Below are 14,877 nucleotides of genomic sequence, written 5' to 3' on the forward strand. Positions count from 1 at the left end.
CAGGCCGACGCTCAGCGCGTCAGGTCTTCGAGCGCCGCGCTGGGTGCGTTGCTCTGGCAGCTCAGCATGCCTTGGCGGGCGGAGTCGGGGGTCGAGTACATCTGGCTGGTGCCGATGACTTGGCCGTTGGCTGCCTTGAGCGTGAAGTAGTGACGTCCGTTGCTCGAGACATGGAACGCGAAGCGGTGTGTCTCCGGTGCATTCTTCTTTACCGACTCCACGCCATTGATCGCGGAGGCGCGCGCCTTGTAGGTTTCCGACGTCAGGATCACCTGACCGTTGGCCGCCAGCAGATTGAACATGATCTGGCCATTGCCCGCGGTCTTCAGTTCGAACTTGCCCGACATGATTGATCCTCCGTTCTGTTTGCCACGTGGCAGACGCGGAGTATTCGTTGAGCGTCTGTTCGTTTCAAGCCGAAAATTCAGGGCGCTTGTAAACGATTGAAAATGCAAGGGCGCAGTAGCCGCGTGTGGGGGATGCGAGGAGCATGAAGCGAGCTGCAACGGGCTCGTACATCGGGGCTATGCACGCACTCTCGACCTCGCCGCGAGTACGCGGATAGGAATCAGCGGGCGTAATGCAGTCCGCCGGGACGCCATTACGCCCTGTCTCATCCACCTCGCGCCCGGCGTGGCGCTCGGATTCGTGAGCCATAGGTTTGTGCGCAGGCACAAACCTATGCGCCCACTCATCCCCCGATGTAGCTCATTTCGATTTTTTGTTTTGGGGCGGTGTGGGCGCCGCGCTGCTCGGAGTAGTTGTCTTGCCGTGACGACCAGATGGTCGACACGGTGGCGGCGAGCTGCGCTGGGCCGACGGACGCATCGCGCACCAATGCTCGAAGGTCATAGCCCTGCTGCGCGAACAGGCAGAGATACAGACGTCCCTCAGTGGATAGCCGTGCGCGTGTGCAGCTGCTACAGAAAGCGCGCGTGACGCTGGATATGACCCCGATCTCGCCCGCGCCATCTGCATAGCGCCATCGTTCAGCAACTTCGCCGGGATAGTCGCGATCGACCGGTTCAAGCGGCCAGACAGCGGCAAGGCGCTCAATCAGCTCCCGGCTTGGCAACACTTCGTCCATGCGCCAGCCGTTGGTGCTGCCGACATCCATGTATTCAATGAATCGGAGTGTCACTCGGGTGCCCCGGAAGTGGCGTGCCATCGGGACGATCTGCGAGTCGTTCACGCCGCGCTGCACAACCATGTTGACTTTCAGGTCGTTGAAGCCCGCAGCCAATGCCGCGTCGATACCCCGCAGCACATCGCTGACCGGATAGTCGGCATCATTCATGCGCTTGAAGATGTTGTCATCGAGCGCGTCCAGGCTGATCGTCACGCGTCCCAGACCGGCCGATCGAAGCGCCGCAGCGTGTCGTTGAAGCAGCGAGCCGTTGGTCGTGAGCGTGAGATCAAGCGCTTCATCGGTGCCGGTCCGCAGTGCTGCCAACTGGCTGACCAGACGATCCAGCTGCTTTCGCAGCAGCGGCTCCCCGCCGGTCAGGCGCAGCTTGTTCACTCCGAGTGACACGAATGCCGCTGCAAGGCGCGTGATTTCCTCGAAGCTCAACAGCGAGGATTGCGGCAGGAAGGGGTAATCACGCCCGAATACGTCCTTGGGCATGCAATAGGTGCAGCGAAAGTTGCAGCGATCCGTCACGCTGATCCGCAAGTCGCGCATCGGACGGCCGCGAAGGTCAAGCGGCGCGCGCCCGGCATGGTCCGTATGGGGGCGGGGCAGGGGCAGCGGCTGATAGCGCGCTTCGGCGATCGGGATCACACGATCGGTCATGGCGGGGCGGCAGAGGTGGAACGGCACTTCCGATAGTACCGAGTGCGGCCCCGCATGCTGCATCAGGCTTTGAAGACGAAGAACGGGCAGGTGCTGCCTGCCCGTTCTCTCATCTGCATCCTTCGCGGTGCGTCAAGCCGGCTTGCGGTGCTCGGGCTTGGTTTCGACCTGGATCAGAGGCTCCGTGGACAGCGGCGGCAGGACCGGTCGCTCACGCGGCACGCGTACCGGGCGAGGGATTGCGGCCATCTTCGCTTGCACCTGTGCATGCTTGTCGCCGTCCGTGTGGACCCAGTTCAAGCCTGCTTTGGCGACCACGATCTCCAGTGCGCCCTTGTCCAGAGTGGCGAAAGTGCCTTCAACCCGAACCTGCGGTGCACGCACGGTGCTGCGATCTGCGCGCGCGGCTGCTGCCGGGGTGACCACGGCCATGGGTGCGGCCGCAGGCGCAGGGACGGCAGCCGGCGACGCAGCCTGTGCCACATCCGTCGTCGCGACCACCGGGCTGGCCGAAGCGGCTTCGTCCTGCTCGTCGGTTGCTGCGTCGTCGGCGCTGTCGGTACCCTCGGCGGCGTCCAAACCATCCGCGCCATTGCCTTGCTCGTCGCGGCGGCCTCGGCCACCACGGCGGCGCCGACGGCGCTTGCGCTCACCCTGCTCACCCGTTTCAGCTCCGGCCTGCGATACATCCGAACCCGGTTGAACTGCTTCGGTGCTGTCGGCCTCGGTAGCCTGGGTTTCGGCAGCGGCAGCAGCGGCTGCGCCAGCGATCACGGCAGCCGCTGCTGCTGCGCTGGCATCGAGCTCATCGGCCGGCTGCTGCCCAATATCGTCCTTGCGGGCTGCATCACGGTCTGCGCGTTCACCGCGGCCGCGGCGGCCCCGCCCGGAGCGTTCGCCGCGATCGCCCTCGGCACGCGCCGGTACCGCTGCATCTGCCGGCGCCGCACCTTCGGAGAGGCGAGCGGGCTCCGCAGTGCGCTGGCGGCTGCCGTCGGACTGGCCTTCACCATCACGGCGGTTGCGGCGTTCACCACGCGGATCGCTGCGGCCATCATTACGACCCTCGCCTCGGCCTTCACCGCGACCCTCGCCACGACCATCGCGGCGGCCGTCGCGGCGCTCGCCGTTGCGGCCGCGGCCGTCACGGTTATCGCGGCCGTCGCGGCCACCACGCGGCCCGCGCTCGCCGCTCGCAGCAGCGGTCGGCTGCTGTGCAGCCTGTGCAGCCTGTGCGGTCTGTGCTACGGCGCCGCGAATGTCTGGCTGCGCTTCTTGCGGCTTGCCACCCGTCAGCCAACCAAACATGCGGGCGAAGAAGCCCTTGGGTTCCGGCGCAGGCGCGGCGGGGCGCGGTGCGATCGGCACGGTCTTGGCCATGGCGGGCGCCGGGGTCGCGATCGGCGCAGGTGCTGCCTCGGGCGGGCGCTGGGGCGCAGGCTGGTCGGGCACGATGCCCTTCACCTTGGCCACCTGGCGCGGCTTTTCCTCGCGCTCTGCCTTCGCGTCGAAGTAGTTCACCTCTTCAGGCAACTCCGGCATTTCATAGGTCGGCTTCGGATCCTCAAGGCGCGGGTCGTCGTGCTTGACGCGCTCGAGCTTGTAGTGCGGCGTCTCGATGTGCTTGTTGGGGATCAGCGTGACGGTGATGCGATGGCGCGCCTCGAGCTTGGCGATGTCCACACGCTTTTCGTTGAGCAGGAAGGTGGCCACGTCCACCGGCACCTGGGCGAACACGGCGGCCGTGTTCTCCTTCATGGACTCTTCCTGGATGATGCGCAGGACGTGCAGCGCCGAGGACTCGGTGTCGCGGATCACGCCGACCCCGTTGCAGCGCGGGCAGGTGATGTGGCTGCCTTCGTTCAGCGCAGGGCGCAGGCGCTGGCGCGACAGTTCCACCAGGCCAAAGCGGCTGATACGGCCCATCTGTACGCGGGCTCGGTCGTAATGGAGGGCATCCTTCAGGCGTTGCTCGACCGCCTTCTGGTTCTTGCCTTCCTCCATGTCGATGAAGTCGATGACGATCAGGCCACCCAGGTCGCGCAACCGCAGCTGGCGGGCCACTTCGTCGGCCGCTTCGAGGTTGGTGCGGGTCGCAGTCTCCTCGATGTCGCTGCCCTTGGTGGCGCGCGCCGAGTTCACGTCGATGGCGACCAGCGCCTCGGTGTGGTCGATCACGATCGAGCCGCCCGAAGGCAGGGGGACCGTGCGCGAGTAGGCCGTCTCGATCTGGTGCTCGATCTGGAAGCGCGAGAACAGCGGGATGTCGTCGCGGTAGCGCTTCACGCGGTTGACCATGTCCGGCATCACGTGGGCCATGAACTGCTGGGCCTGTTCCGCGATGTCGTCCGTGTCGATCAGGATTTCGCCGATCTCGGGCTGGAAGTAGTCCCGGATGGCGCGGATGACGAGGCTCGACTCCTGGTAGATCAGGAAGGCGCCGCTGGCAGACTTGCTGGCGTCATCCACGGCCTTCCAGAGCTGCAGCAGGTAATTCAGGTCCCACTGGAGTTCTTCGGCGGTGCGGTCGATGGCAGCGGTGCGCGCGATCACGCTCATGCCCTCGGGCATCTTGAGCTGGTCGAGCTTCTCGCGCAGTTCGTTACGGTCGTCGCCCTCGATGCGGCGCGATACACCGCCGCCCTTGGGGTTGTTCGGCATCAGCACGAGGTAGCGGCCGGCCAGCGAGATGAAGGTGGTCAGCGCCGCGCCCTTGTTGCCGCGCTCTTCCTTTTCGAGCTGGACGAGGACTTCCTGGCCTTCCTTGAGCGCATCCTGGATCTTGGCGCTGCGCACATCCACGCCGTCGCGGAAATACTGGCGGGCGACTTCCTTGAAGGGCAGGAAACCGTGGCGCTCCTCGCCGTAGTTGATGAAACAGGCTTCGAGCGATGGCTCGATTCGGGTGATGACGCCCTTGTAGATGTTGGACTTGCGGCTTTCCTTGCCCGCGGTTTCGATGTCGATGTCGACGAGCTTTTGGCCGTCGACGATGGCAACGCGCAGTTCTTCTGCGTGCGTTGCGTTGAACAGCATGCGCTTCATGCTCACTCCCGGCGTCTTGCGACGCATCTGTTGCGCCTCAGGTGGGGCGCGTTCGGCGGGCGGGAGGGCGGGGGCGGGCGCGCGGCGCGGCCACAGGGATCAGCGGGGCGCCGCAAAGGGATTGCGGGCGCTGCGCACCTCGAGCGCAGAAAAGCGCACGGGATGCGGCGCAGTGGCCAACGCTGGCCGGGCATGTGGCGCTGCACCAAGCTTCGACCCATCACCGGCGCTCAAGGAGCGGGCATCGGTTCTGGGGAGAGGGCGCCACCGCGGGGCACTGGCGGGGGCCGGACTGGCCGGCACATTGAAGGCCCGCAGCGCGGAGCTGCCGTCTTCAACGTTTGGGAATTCGCTATCGGTCTGTGGATCGTGGGGCGCGGGTTCGCTCAAGCCTTCACACAACCCGGTACTCATACAATGGCAGCCTGTCTCGCTTGCCGGTCCGGCGGGCACAGCGTGCTCGTAACAGCTTCTGTGTCCTGTGTTCCCGACCGGGGCTCAAAATGGGGAGGCGCACCCAGATATACAGGGCGCGCTTTCGCCTTCAAACCACCAGCCAAAAGTATATACGTGCCCCCGCCAAAAACCGCGTCAATTTCTGCGTCGCGCGCTCGCGGTGGCGCACAGGGGGTACGCAGCAGGGCAGCAGGTGCGCGGTCCAGGTCAAGCGGCGCGAACGCGTCGGTTACTGAGGCAGCCCCGCGTTCTGCATCCAGGTCACGCGCCGCCATCCCCGCCCAAGATCTGCCAACGCACGCGCCCGATCGCGCGGCCAAGGCGCAGCACGCCGCCCCGACGCCGCCACTTCCGGCCAAGGCCGAGGTCCGGCACCTCATCGTGGACGAAGCGGGCGAGGGCCAGCGTCTGGACAACTTCCTGCTTCGCCACCTCAAGGGCGTGCCCAAAAGTCACGTGTATCGCATCGTCCGCTCGGGTGAGGTGCGGGTAAATGGTCGCCGCGCTGGTGTGGACGACCGGCTCGCTGTTGGCGATGCCGTGCGCGTACCGCCGATCCGCCTCGCCCAGCCAGCTGCGACCAAGCCCGCGCCAGCGCGAGAGTTCCCCGTGCTGTTCGAGGACGATCATCTGCTGATCATCGACAAGCCGGCTGGCGTGGCCGTGCATGGCGGCAGCGGCGTATCCAGCGGGGTGATTGAGCAGCTGCGCGCCGCACGGCAGCCGAAATTTCTGGAGCTTGCGCACCGCATTGACCGGGAAACCAGCGGCATTCTGGTGCTGGCAAAGCGCCGCTCCGCGCTGACCGCGGTGCAGGCGGATCTACGCAATAGTGGCAATGCAGGCGGCTGGAAGAAGGAGTACCGCCTTGCGGTATTTGGCCAGCCGCCCTTCGAGCGCAAGGAAGTCAAGCTTTCGCTCACGAAAGACACCGGCCCAAATGGCGAGCGCCACGTGCGCGTGGACGAAGACGGCCAGTACGCGCTGACGCGCTTTGCGGTGCAGCAGCGCTACGCCCACGGCGCGCTGCTGTCTGCGCGCATCGCCACCGGCCGCACGCACCAGATTCGCGTCCATGCCCAGTCCCTGGGTCTGCCGCTGGTGGGCGACGAGCGCTACGGTGACTTTGCGCTTAACAAGGCGCGCAAGGTGGGGCGCATGCTGCTGCACGCGGCGCGCCTCGAACTCACTCACCCGGCCAGCGGCGAGCGACTGGTGGTCGAATGCCCACTGCCGGCCGACTTTCAGCGCGAACTCGACAAGCTGGACGCCCCATGAGCCGAACCCTGTACGACGCCGTGGTCTTCGACTGGGATGGCACCCTGATCGACTCCACCGCCACGATCGCCAAGTGCATCCAGGCCGCCTGTGCGGATGCGGACGTGCCGATTCCCGACTGGAACACCGCACTCTCGGTGATCGGCCTGGCACTGACGCCGGCGCTGGCGCGCTGCGCGCCTACAGCCACGCCCGCGCAGCTGCAGACGATCATCAACCGCTACCGCTATCACTACCTGCTGGGAGACGACCAGCTCGCGCTGTTCGAGGGTGCGCAGGAACTGCTCAGCGACCTGCGCGCTGCCAGTTTTCGCCTTGCCGTGGCCACGGGCAAGAACCGTCGCGGGCTGGATCGTGCGCTTGAACTCACCGGCCTGGGCGAGGTGTTTCACACCACGCGCTGCGCCGATGAAACCGCCGGCAAGCCGGACCCGCTCATGCTGCACGAGATCATGGACGAGCTGGATCTGTCCGCGGTACGCACGCTCATGGTGGGTGACACCACGCATGACCTCCAGATGGCCCTGCGCGCCAGCTGCCCCGCAGCGGCCGTGACCCAGGGCGCGCACCCGGAAGACGAGCTGCTGCGCTTCGCGCCCGTGGTCTGCGTGCCGACCGTGGCGCACCTGCGCGAGCACCTCGCGCTGCTTGCACCAAGTCGCTGACACCCCAAGCGAGCCGGCACCGATGACCGACTGGACCTGGCTGCGCCTGTGCGACAGCCACGAGCTGGCCGAGCGCGGCCGCGCCATCCGCTTTGCGATCGACAGCCCGCAGGGCGCGGGCAGTGCCTTCGTGCTGCGCTGGCGGGGCAGGGCGCATGCCTATATCAACCGCTGTCAGCACATTCCGATGGAGATGGACTGGTCGCCCGGGCAGTTCCTGGATGAGGCCGGCATCGAGATCGTCTGCGCCACGCATGGCGCGGCGTACGCGCCGGATACCGGCCGCTGCGTGGGCGGGCCCTGCCGCGGCCGCAGTCTGGTGGCGCTGCGCGTCGAGGAGCGCGAGGGCACGGTGTGGTGGCTGCCGGATGCCAACGCGTGGCCGGCGGGTTGAATTATCAAAAATTGTTTGATAAGTGGTAGTTCAAAGGCCGATATTGAAGCAATTGTTGAGAATCGATGAACCTCAGCATCCGCTTGTCCCGTGCGGATCTTGGCCGGTTTTGGTGCCCTGATCGATGCTCTGCATCTCAAGACGAAGCGTCATTCCGGATGATCCTCAACGTTTGTTTGAAAAAACCTGTCTGAAGTTGAGCTTTTCAATCGTTTGTTGAATATGAAGGCAGGCGACTTTCCGCTTGTGGCAAGCGGATCTTGATCGATTTTGCACGTGCTGGAAGCGTGCTGCATGTCACGAATCCATCGGGGAATGACGTGTCATGCGTCTGCAACGTCAGGCACGTGCTTGCCCTCGCTCTCGGCAAGCAGGCGCCGATGAGCAGCAGACCCGATTCAACCGACACGCAGCAGCCCGGCAGCATCAGCCGATCAGAAACACCGCCGGGCGTTTGCCCAGATCGGGCAGCGGCAGACGTTTCCATTGCTCAACGCTCGCGCTGCGGATCCATTCGCTGGGCGCGGTCAGGTCGCAGGCCACGGCCAGGCGCGTCTGGCCATGCAGGGTGGCAAGCAGGCTCTCCAGCATGGCGGCGTTGCGGTAAGGCGTTTCGATGAAGAGCTGCGTGGCCTTGTCGCGCCGCGCTGCCTGTTCAAGTTGCCTCAGCTTCTGCTGGCGCTGCGTCGCATCCGTCGGCAGATAGCCGTGAAAGGCGAAGTGCTGGCCGCTCATGCCGCTGGCCATCAGCGCCAGCAGCAATGACGACGCACCCACCAGCGGGCGCACCGGCGCACCCAGTGCGTGCGCCGCCGCCACCACGGCCGCGCCGGGGTCGGCCACACCGGGGCAGCCGGCTTCGCTCATCAGGCCCACGTGCTCTCCCGCCTTGAGCAGGGCCAGTGGCGCGGCCAGATCAGTCTGCCCGTGCTTGTCCAGCTCGAACCAGCGCAGCTCGGCCATCGGGCGCGGGTGGCCGAAGCGCTTCACAAAGGCGCGCGCCGTCTTGGCGTTTTCCACCACGAAGGCGTTCAGCCCCTGCACGATGTCGCGCACGTCGGCCGGCTGCGTCGCAGTGTCCGGCGCGTCTTCGGCCAAGGGCACCGGAATCAAGTAGAGCGTGCCCGTCGCCGGTTGTGCGGAGTCACGCATGCGCTGCTCCCGTGGCCAGCGCCAGCGTGTCCACGCCCGCGCGGCGCAGCATGGCCAGCACGGTCAACACCGGCAGGCCGATCAGCGAGCTCGGGTCGGCAGATTCGATGCGCTCGATCAGGTGCTGGCCCAGCGCCTCGGACTTGATCGCGCCGGCGCAGTCCAGCGGCTGCTCGGCGGCGACATAGCGCTCGATCTCCGCGTCCGAATAGTCACGCAGCTGAACCCGCACCTCATCGAGTGCAGCCTGCAGCGCTGCCACGTTGGAGGCGACAGCCACGCCCGTGAACACGGTCAGCGCCGCGCCACGCATTGCAGCCAGTTGCGCCACAGCACGCTGCGCCGTCCCCGGCTTGCCGACGGGCTGCCCGGCATGGTCGATCACCTGATCCGATCCGATCACGAACAGGCGCGATCCCGGCGCGGCGGACGCCAGCGCCAAGGCCAGACCAGCCTGCGCCTTGGCCTGCGCGAGCCGCAGCGCCAGCGCTGCAGGGGTCTCGCCAGCCAGGGGCGCTTCGTCCACCTGCGGCGCAAGCACCTCGAAGCGCAAGCCGGCGCGGGCGAGCAGTTCGCGGCGATAGCGCGAGGTGGAGGCGAGAACCAGGGTGGGATTCATTGTTGGTTTGCAGAGCTGCAGGGAGTGTGAACGCGCCGAGGCGGCGCCGGGCGGCCGATAATACGAGTGTGGGGGCGCGTCGCTGACTGTGCGGCACACCCCGAACGCAAGCGACCTGGAGTGCTGACGCCCGTGCCTGTCTGGATCGATCTGTTCCGTTTCTGCGAGGAAGGCCGCTCGCAGGACGGCGAATGCCTTGTTCGCGATCTGCCGCGCCTGGGCGGTGAAACCGCAGAGCTGTCTGCGCCCGTGCGCTGGCAGGCCGCCGGCCGTATCGAGACCCTTGCCGGCGTGTACGACGAGCAGGGCGCACCGCGCCGCCGCCGGGCCCTATATCTGGCGGCGCAGACGCAACTGACGCGCGATTGCGACCGCTGCGGTCAGCCCATGCAGGTGCCAGTCGATCTGCGGTCCCGCCTCGAGGTGTTCGATACCGAGGACGAGGCCGACGCGGCGGCCATGGAAGCTGCTGATGACGAATTCGACCCCATCGTTGGCGCGCGCAAGTTTGACCTGCTGGCTCAGGTGGAAGAAGAAATCCTGCTCGAACTGCCGGCTGGCGTGACGCACGAGGTCTGCCCGCAGCCCGTCGCGTCGAGCAGCACGGCGCCCCAACGCGTTGCTGGACAGGCAACTGCCGACGCGGCGCCGCAAGAAGCCCCCGTGGCCGGAGATGGGCGAACGGTGCGCCCCTTCGCGCAGCTCGATGCCCTACTCAAGGCTGGCGCGGCGCAGACTGGGCGCAAGAGCAAAAAATAGGTTAAAATCAACGTTTTAGCTCGATCCAGATTGAGCTCGGTGACCAAGCCCTGAAAGCTCCAAGGCTTTCAAGGCTGCATGGCGAGGCCCCGGCCCGCAAGCACCGTGCATCCGCAGCCGCACCGCGGTTCTGCAAGATCTGAAGGGCGATCCGGTTCATGCCCAGGTCAGGTTGCGCGCACGAAAGCGTGCAGTGCGATGACCGAGCAGCGCCCAACACAGTTTCATTTCGGAGTCATCATGGCCGTTCAACAGAACAAGAAGTCGCCGTCCAAGCGTGGCATGCACCGCTCGCACGACTTTCTGAACAACCCGCCCACCGCCGTGGAGCCCAGCACCGGCGAAACGCACCTGCGTCACCACATCAGCCCCAACGGTTTCTACCGTGGCCGCAAGGTCGTCAAGACGAAGGCTGACGAATAAGTCTGCGTGGCATTGGGTTCTCCAGCTTCAATGCCCCAACCGTTGCTCACATGGCATCCCTGATGCCAGCCACCCCCGCTGAGCAGCGGTCTGCCTCGATCGCCGTCGATTGCATGGGCGGCGATCATGGGCCGAGCATCACGGTGCCGGCCTGCATCAGCTTCGCACGCGCCCACCCGAATGATCGGCTGATCCTCGTCGGCCGTCGCGAGGCCATAGAGCCGCTGCTCGCAGTCGCAGGTTCAGCGCTGCCCAACATCTCTGTGCACCACGCATCCCAGGTCGTCGAAATGGACGACCCGGTTGAGGTCGCCCTGCGTAAGAAGCGCGATTCCTCCATTCGCGTCGCCGCGACCTTGGTCAAGGAGGGCGAGGCCGCCGCCTGCGTCAGCGCCGGCAACACCGGCGCGCTCATGGCCATCAGCCGCTACGTGCTCAAGACCCTGCCGGGCATCGATCGCCCCGCGATCGCCACGGCCATGCCCAATGTGCTGGGCCGCGGCACGGTAGTCTTGGACCTCGGCGCCAATGCCCAGTGCGAGCCCGAACATCTTCTGCAGTTCGCCGTCATGGGCTCGGCCCTGGCCACAGCGCTCACTGATGAGGAGCGGCCGCGCATCGGCCTGCTCAACATCGGTGAAGAGGTCATCAAGGGCAATGACGTCGTCAAGCGTGCCGGCGAGTTGCTGCGTGCAAGCGAACTGAACTTCATCGGCAACGTGGAAGGCAATGACATTTTCCGCGGTGTGGCCGATGTGGTGGTCTGCGACGGCTTCACGGGCAATGTTGCCCTCAAGAGCACCGAGGGCGTGGCGCAGATGATCAAGGCGATCATCGCGGAGGAGTTCGGACGCGGGCTGATCTCCAAGGCCCTGAAGCTGGTGGCCGCGCCCGTGCTGCTGCGTGTGCGCTCACGGGTTGACCATCGCCGCTACAACGGTGCGGCCTTGCTGGGACTCAATGGCGTGGTCATCAAGAGCCACGGCAGCATGGATGCCTTCGGTTTCGAAAAGGCGCTGGAGAAAGCGCACGAAGCCGTTACCCATCGCATGCTCGAGCAAATCACAAGAACACTGGAGCCTCTGCGCAGCGTGCTGCATGCCACCGCGGGGAGCGAGGCTCCGGTCGAGGAGACCATGCAATGAGCGCTGCGCGCTTTGCAAAGATCGTTGGCACGGGTTCGGCGCTGCCGCGTAACGTGGTGAGCAACGCGGCCTTGGCCGAGAAGCTCGCTGCACAAGGCGTCGAAACCTCCGACAGCTGGATCGTCGAGCGCACCGGTATCCGCCAGCGCCATATCGCTGCGCTGGAAGTCACCTCGAGCGAGCTGGGTACCCAGGCCGCGCTGGCTGCCTTGCAGGCCGCCGGCATGCAGGCCAAGGACATCGATCTCATCATCTGCGCGACATCGACGCCAGACTTCGTCTTCCCCAGTACCGCCTGCCTGATCCAGGCCAAGTTGGGCGTTGCAGGCGGCGCCGCATTTGACGTCCAGGCGGTCTGCAGCGGCTTTGCCTACGCCATGGCGACCGCAGACGCGTACATCCGCACCGGGCTTGCAAATAACGCGCTGGTCATCGGTTCGGAAGTGTTCTCGCGCATCCTGGACTGGAACGACCGTACGACCTGCGTGCTCTTTGGTGACGGCGCCGGCGCCGTGGTGCTGGCGGCCAGTGAGTCCCCGGGCATCCTCGCCAGCCGACTGCATGCGGACGGCTCGCAGCAGCACATCCTGCGCACCGCGGGCAATGTGTGTAGCGGCGCCATCGTCGGTCATCCCTTCCTGACTATGGACGGTCAGGCAGTGTTCAAGCTGGCTGTGCGCGTGCTGGACGAAGTTGCTCGCGAAGTCGTGACCGCGGCCGGCATGCAACTCGAACAGATCGACTGGCTCATTCCGCACCAGGCGAATGTGCGCATTCTGTCGGCGACTGCCAAAAAGCTGGGGCTGCCGGAGTCGAAGACGATCGTGACCGTCGATCAGCACGCCAACACATCGGCCGCATCCATTCCCCTGGCGCTGGACCTGGCAGTGCGCGATGGTCGCATCCGCCCGGGCCATCATGTCCTGATGGAAGGTGTGGGTGGCGGCTTTACCTGGGGCGCCGTGCTGGCTCGCATGTAGCGCACCGGCTCCCGCGCCGTGCGGGTTGCGGCCATACGACGGCTTCACAGAACAACAACACACAACAAGGAAGATCATCGCGATGAAGATTGCCTTCGTCTTTCCCGGTCAGGGCTCGCAGTCCGTCGGCATGCTGGACAGCTTCGCTGACAACGCCGTCGTGCAGGACACCATGGCGCAGGCTGACGCGGCCCTCGGTGAGTCTCTTTCGGGGCTCATCCGGCAGGGGCCGGCCGAGCAACTGAACCTCACCACTCACACGCAGCCCGCGATGCTCGCCGCCAGCGTGGCCATCTATCGCGCATGGCGTGCGGCAGGTGGCGCTGCACCGGAGCTGGTGGCGGGACACAGTCTGGGGGAATTCACGGCGTTGGTTGCTGCGGGCGCGCTGTGCTTTGAAGACGCCGTGCGCGTGGTGCGAGCCCGAGCCAACGCCATGCAGGACGCCGTACCGGTGGGCACCGGGGCGATGGCCGCGATTCTTGGCTTGAGCGACGATGAAGTCCGTGCCGCTTGCACAGATGCGGCTGGAGCCGGTGTGGTTGAAGCGGTGAACTACAACGCCCCGGCGCAGGTGGTGATCGCCGGCGCCAAGGCCGCCGTTGAGAAGGCCTGTGAAGCAGCCAAGGTGCGCGGCGCCAAGCGGGCCTTGCCGCTGCCCGTGTCGGCCCCATTTCACTCCAGTCTCATGCAGCCTGCCGCCAAGGTGCTGGAAGGTGTGCTTGCCGGCGTGGCCGTGAAGTCGCCGGAGGTCGCGCTTATCAATAATGTGGATGTCGCGATTGTGTCTGACCCGGCAGCGATCCGAAGCGCATTGGTGCGCCAGGCGGCCGGCGCAGTGCGCTGGGTCGAAACCGTCCAGAAGATGCAGCAGGGCGGCGTGACGCATGTGGTGGAGTGCGGGCCGGGCAAGGTTCTTCAAGGCCTGTGTAAACGGATCGCCCCTGAACTGCAGGCACTGTCCGTCAGCGACGCCGCCAGTCTGAGCCAAACCTTGGAGGCGCTGAAATGAGTTACTCCGTTGATCTTCAAGGCGAAGTGGCGCTGGTCACCGGCGCGAGTCGCGGTCTGGGCGCGGCCATTGCACAGTTGCTCGCGCAGTCGGGTGCCAAGGTCATTGGCACTGCCACGAGCGAAGCGGGTGCGCAGGCCATCACCGCTGCGCTTGGCCCGTTCGGCGGGCGGGGGGCCGTCCTCAACGTCACGGAACACGCCGCTGCAGAGGCACTGGTTGAAGAGATCCAGAAGGCTGACGGCAAGTTGTCCATTCTTGTGAACAACGCCGGCATCACGCGTGATGGTCTGGCGATGCGCATGAAGGACGACGACTGGGACGCCGTTGTGCAGACCAACCTGAGTTCGGCGTTCGTGCTGTGCCGCGCAGTCATGCGCGGCATGATGAAGGCGCGCCACGGGCGCATCATCAACATTTCGTCCGTGGTGGGCTCAATGGGCAATGCTGGTCAGGCCAATTACGCCGCGGCCAAGGCTGGGCTGGAAGGCCTGACCAGAGCGCTTGCGCGTGAACTGGGTGGCCGCAATGTCACCGTGAACGCCGTGGCGCCGGGCTTTATTGACACGGACATGACGCGCTCTCTGACGGAGCAGCAGACAGCCGTGATGCTGCAGAACATCCCGATGGGGCGCTTCGGTCAACCCGAAGATGTAGCGGGTGCCGTGCTATTTCTTTCGTCGCAGCTCGGCGGCTACGTCAACGGCTGCACGCTGCCGGTCAACGGTGGGATGCATATGTAGCTACTGGCAGTTGAATTGCCTAGAGAGCTTGCTCTAGGTGTTTGTTAAACTCTTACGGTTATTCCAATAGCTCTGGAGGAGCGAATGAGCGATATCGAACAACGTGTCAAGAAGATCGTGGCCGAGCAGCTGGGTGTTGCTGAAGCCGACATCAAGAATGAGTCCTCGTTTGTGGACGATCTGGGTGCCGACTCTCTTGATACCGTTGAGCTCGTCATGGCACTCGAAGACGAGTTCCAGTGCGAGATTCCCGACGAGCAGGCTGAAAAGATCAAGACCGTTCAGCAGGCCATCGACTACGTCACAAGCAACCTGCCCAAGGCCTGAAGTTCATCATCACCGGTGCGTGCGGATCGCGGCTTGCCGCAGCGTGCGCCGGAGCAGGTGAAGTCCGCCAGCCTTGAGTCGTGA

At 65.4% G+C, this 14,877-nt stretch carries 15 protein-coding genes; 10 read left to right on the forward strand and 5 right to left on the reverse strand.

Translation table 11 applies throughout. The annotated features are described in order from the left end of the window. Positions 1 to 11 precede the first annotated feature (11 nt). The 3 genes from ACMDW7_RS07745 to ACMDW7_RS07755 form a co-directional block, all read right to left on the reverse strand. Positions 12 to 347: a YegP family protein gene (locus tag ACMDW7_RS07745; RefSeq protein ID WP_054124181.1), complete on the reverse strand. Its 336-nt coding sequence runs from the start codon at positions 345 to 347 to the stop codon at positions 12 to 14. Between the two features lie 344 nt (positions 348 to 691). Beyond that, complete coding sequence (gene moaA, locus ACMDW7_RS07750; protein ID WP_377301786.1) at positions 692 to 1,795, reverse strand: GTP 3',8-cyclase MoaA; 1,104 nt, start codon at positions 1,793 to 1,795, stop codon at positions 692 to 694. 132 nt (positions 1,796 to 1,927) lie between these two features. Then, a complete protein-coding gene (locus ACMDW7_RS07755) occupies positions 1,928 to 4,840 on the reverse strand; it encodes an Rne/Rng family ribonuclease (RefSeq protein ID WP_377301784.1) in 2,913 nt (970 codons plus the stop codon). Between the two features lie 834 nt (positions 4,841 to 5,674). On the opposite strand from ACMDW7_RS07755, the gene ACMDW7_RS07760 reads away from it, so the two are divergent. The 3 genes from ACMDW7_RS07760 to ACMDW7_RS07770 are packed head-to-tail and all read left to right on the forward strand — an operon-like array spanning position 5,675 to position 7,633. Then, the gene (locus tag ACMDW7_RS07760) at positions 5,675 to 6,574 is read left to right on the forward strand and encodes an RluA family pseudouridine synthase (protein WP_377302561.1); all 900 of its coding nucleotides are present in this window, start codon (positions 5,675 to 5,677) and stop codon (positions 6,572 to 6,574) included. Then, positions 6,571 to 7,239 (forward strand): HAD-IA family hydrolase, encoded by a 669-nt coding sequence (locus ACMDW7_RS07765; RefSeq protein ID WP_377301782.1) that lies wholly within the window; start codon positions 6,571 to 6,573, stop codon positions 7,237 to 7,239. The genes ACMDW7_RS07760 and ACMDW7_RS07765 overlap by 4 nt, the downstream gene beginning before the upstream one ends. 22 nt (positions 7,240 to 7,261) lie before the next feature. Beyond that, the gene (locus ACMDW7_RS07770; RefSeq protein WP_377301780.1) at positions 7,262 to 7,633 is read left to right on the forward strand and encodes a Rieske (2Fe-2S) protein; all 372 of its coding nucleotides are present in this window, start codon (positions 7,262 to 7,264) and stop codon (positions 7,631 to 7,633) included. Between the two features lie 426 nt (positions 7,634 to 8,059). Here ACMDW7_RS07770 and ACMDW7_RS07775 read toward each other — a convergent pair whose 3' ends face one another. Together ACMDW7_RS07775 and ACMDW7_RS07780 are read right to left on the reverse strand one after the other, a co-directional pair. Beyond that, complete coding sequence (locus tag ACMDW7_RS07775; protein WP_377301778.1) at positions 8,060 to 8,785, reverse strand: SAM-dependent methyltransferase; 726 nt, start codon at positions 8,783 to 8,785, stop codon at positions 8,060 to 8,062. After that, positions 8,778 to 9,404: a Maf family protein gene (locus ACMDW7_RS07780; RefSeq protein WP_377301776.1), complete on the reverse strand. Its 627-nt coding sequence runs from the start codon at positions 9,402 to 9,404 to the stop codon at positions 8,778 to 8,780. The genes ACMDW7_RS07775 and ACMDW7_RS07780 overlap by 8 nt, the downstream gene beginning before the upstream one ends. Positions 9,405 to 9,536: 132 nt before the next feature. Here ACMDW7_RS07780 and ACMDW7_RS07785 point away from each other — a divergent pair, with 132 nt between their 5' ends. From ACMDW7_RS07785 to acpP, 7 genes are all read left to right on the forward strand, one after another. Next, positions 9,537 to 10,163, forward strand: coding sequence for a YceD family protein (locus ACMDW7_RS07785; protein ID WP_377301774.1), 627 nt, complete (start codon positions 9,537 to 9,539; stop codon positions 10,161 to 10,163). Between the two features lie 240 nt (positions 10,164 to 10,403). Then, positions 10,404 to 10,586 carry a 50S ribosomal protein L32 gene (gene rpmF, locus ACMDW7_RS07790; RefSeq protein WP_054124188.1) on the forward strand — a complete coding sequence of 61 codons (183 nt, stop codon included), beginning with the start codon at positions 10,404 to 10,406 and terminating at the stop codon, positions 10,584 to 10,586. A 50-nt stretch (positions 10,587 to 10,636) separates the two neighbouring features. After that, entirely contained in the window at positions 10,637 to 11,731 is a 1,095-nt protein-coding gene (gene plsX, locus ACMDW7_RS07795; protein ID WP_414859636.1) for a phosphate acyltransferase PlsX, read from the forward strand. Next, on the forward strand, positions 11,728 to 12,711 hold the full coding sequence (locus tag ACMDW7_RS07800; protein ID WP_377301770.1) for a beta-ketoacyl-ACP synthase III: 984 nt from the start codon (positions 11,728 to 11,730) through the stop codon (positions 12,709 to 12,711). Before plsX ends, ACMDW7_RS07800 begins: the two co-directional genes overlap by 4 nt. A gap of 82 nt (positions 12,712 to 12,793) precedes the next feature. Further along, on the forward strand, positions 12,794 to 13,723 hold the full coding sequence (fabD, locus tag ACMDW7_RS07805) for an ACP S-malonyltransferase (protein ID WP_377301768.1): 930 nt from the start codon (positions 12,794 to 12,796) through the stop codon (positions 13,721 to 13,723). Beyond that, positions 13,720 to 14,466 carry a 3-oxoacyl-ACP reductase FabG gene (gene fabG, locus ACMDW7_RS07810; protein WP_377301766.1) on the forward strand — a complete coding sequence of 249 codons (747 nt, stop codon included), beginning with the start codon at positions 13,720 to 13,722 and terminating at the stop codon, positions 14,464 to 14,466. The genes fabD and fabG overlap by 4 nt, the downstream gene beginning before the upstream one ends. 84 nt (positions 14,467 to 14,550) lie before the next feature. Beyond that, positions 14,551 to 14,793, forward strand: a complete 243-nt coding sequence (gene acpP / locus ACMDW7_RS07815) for an acyl carrier protein (protein ID WP_054124191.1) — start codon at positions 14,551 to 14,553, stop codon at positions 14,791 to 14,793. The last annotated feature ends 84 nt before the right edge of the window (positions 14,794 to 14,877 follow it).

Origin of the sequence: Piscinibacterium candidicorallinum (genome assembly GCF_047549485.1) — a bacterium.
GTDB lineage: Bacteria > Pseudomonadota > Gammaproteobacteria > Burkholderiales > Burkholderiaceae_C > Piscinibacterium > Piscinibacterium candidicorallinum.

Bases quoted from the DNA above. Each gene is read 5' to 3' on its own strand.
- ACMDW7_RS07745 (WP_054124181.1), bottom strand. From the start codon at position 347: ATGTCGGGCAAGTTCGAACTGAAGACCGCGGGCAATGGCCAGATCATG.
- moaA (WP_377301786.1), bottom strand. From the start codon at position 1,795: ATGACCGATCGTGTGATCCCGATCGCCGAAGCGCGCTATCAGCCGCTG.
- ACMDW7_RS07755 (WP_377301784.1), bottom strand. From the start codon at position 4,840: ATGAAGCGCATGCTGTTCAACGCAACGCACGCAGAAGAACTGCGCGTT.
- ACMDW7_RS07765 (WP_377301782.1), top strand. From the start codon at position 6,571: ATGAGCCGAACCCTGTACGACGCCGTGGTCTTCGACTGGGATGGCACC.
- ACMDW7_RS07770 (WP_377301780.1), top strand. From the start codon at position 7,262: ATGACCGACTGGACCTGGCTGCGCCTGTGCGACAGCCACGAGCTGGCC.
- ACMDW7_RS07775 (WP_377301778.1), bottom strand. From the start codon at position 8,785: ATGCGTGACTCCGCACAACCGGCGACGGGCACGCTCTACTTGATTCCG.
- ACMDW7_RS07780 (WP_377301776.1), bottom strand. From the start codon at position 9,404: ATGAATCCCACCCTGGTTCTCGCCTCCACCTCGCGCTATCGCCGCGAA.
- rpmF (WP_054124188.1), top strand. From the start codon at position 10,404: ATGGCCGTTCAACAGAACAAGAAGTCGCCGTCCAAGCGTGGCATGCAC.
- plsX (WP_414859636.1), top strand. From the start codon at position 10,637: ATGGCATCCCTGATGCCAGCCACCCCCGCTGAGCAGCGGTCTGCCTCG.
- ACMDW7_RS07800 (WP_377301770.1), top strand. From the start codon at position 11,728: ATGAGCGCTGCGCGCTTTGCAAAGATCGTTGGCACGGGTTCGGCGCTG.
- fabD (WP_377301768.1), top strand. From the start codon at position 12,794: ATGAAGATTGCCTTCGTCTTTCCCGGTCAGGGCTCGCAGTCCGTCGGC.
- fabG (WP_377301766.1), top strand. From the start codon at position 13,720: ATGAGTTACTCCGTTGATCTTCAAGGCGAAGTGGCGCTGGTCACCGGC.
- acpP (WP_054124191.1), top strand. From the start codon at position 14,551: ATGAGCGATATCGAACAACGTGTCAAGAAGATCGTGGCCGAGCAGCTG.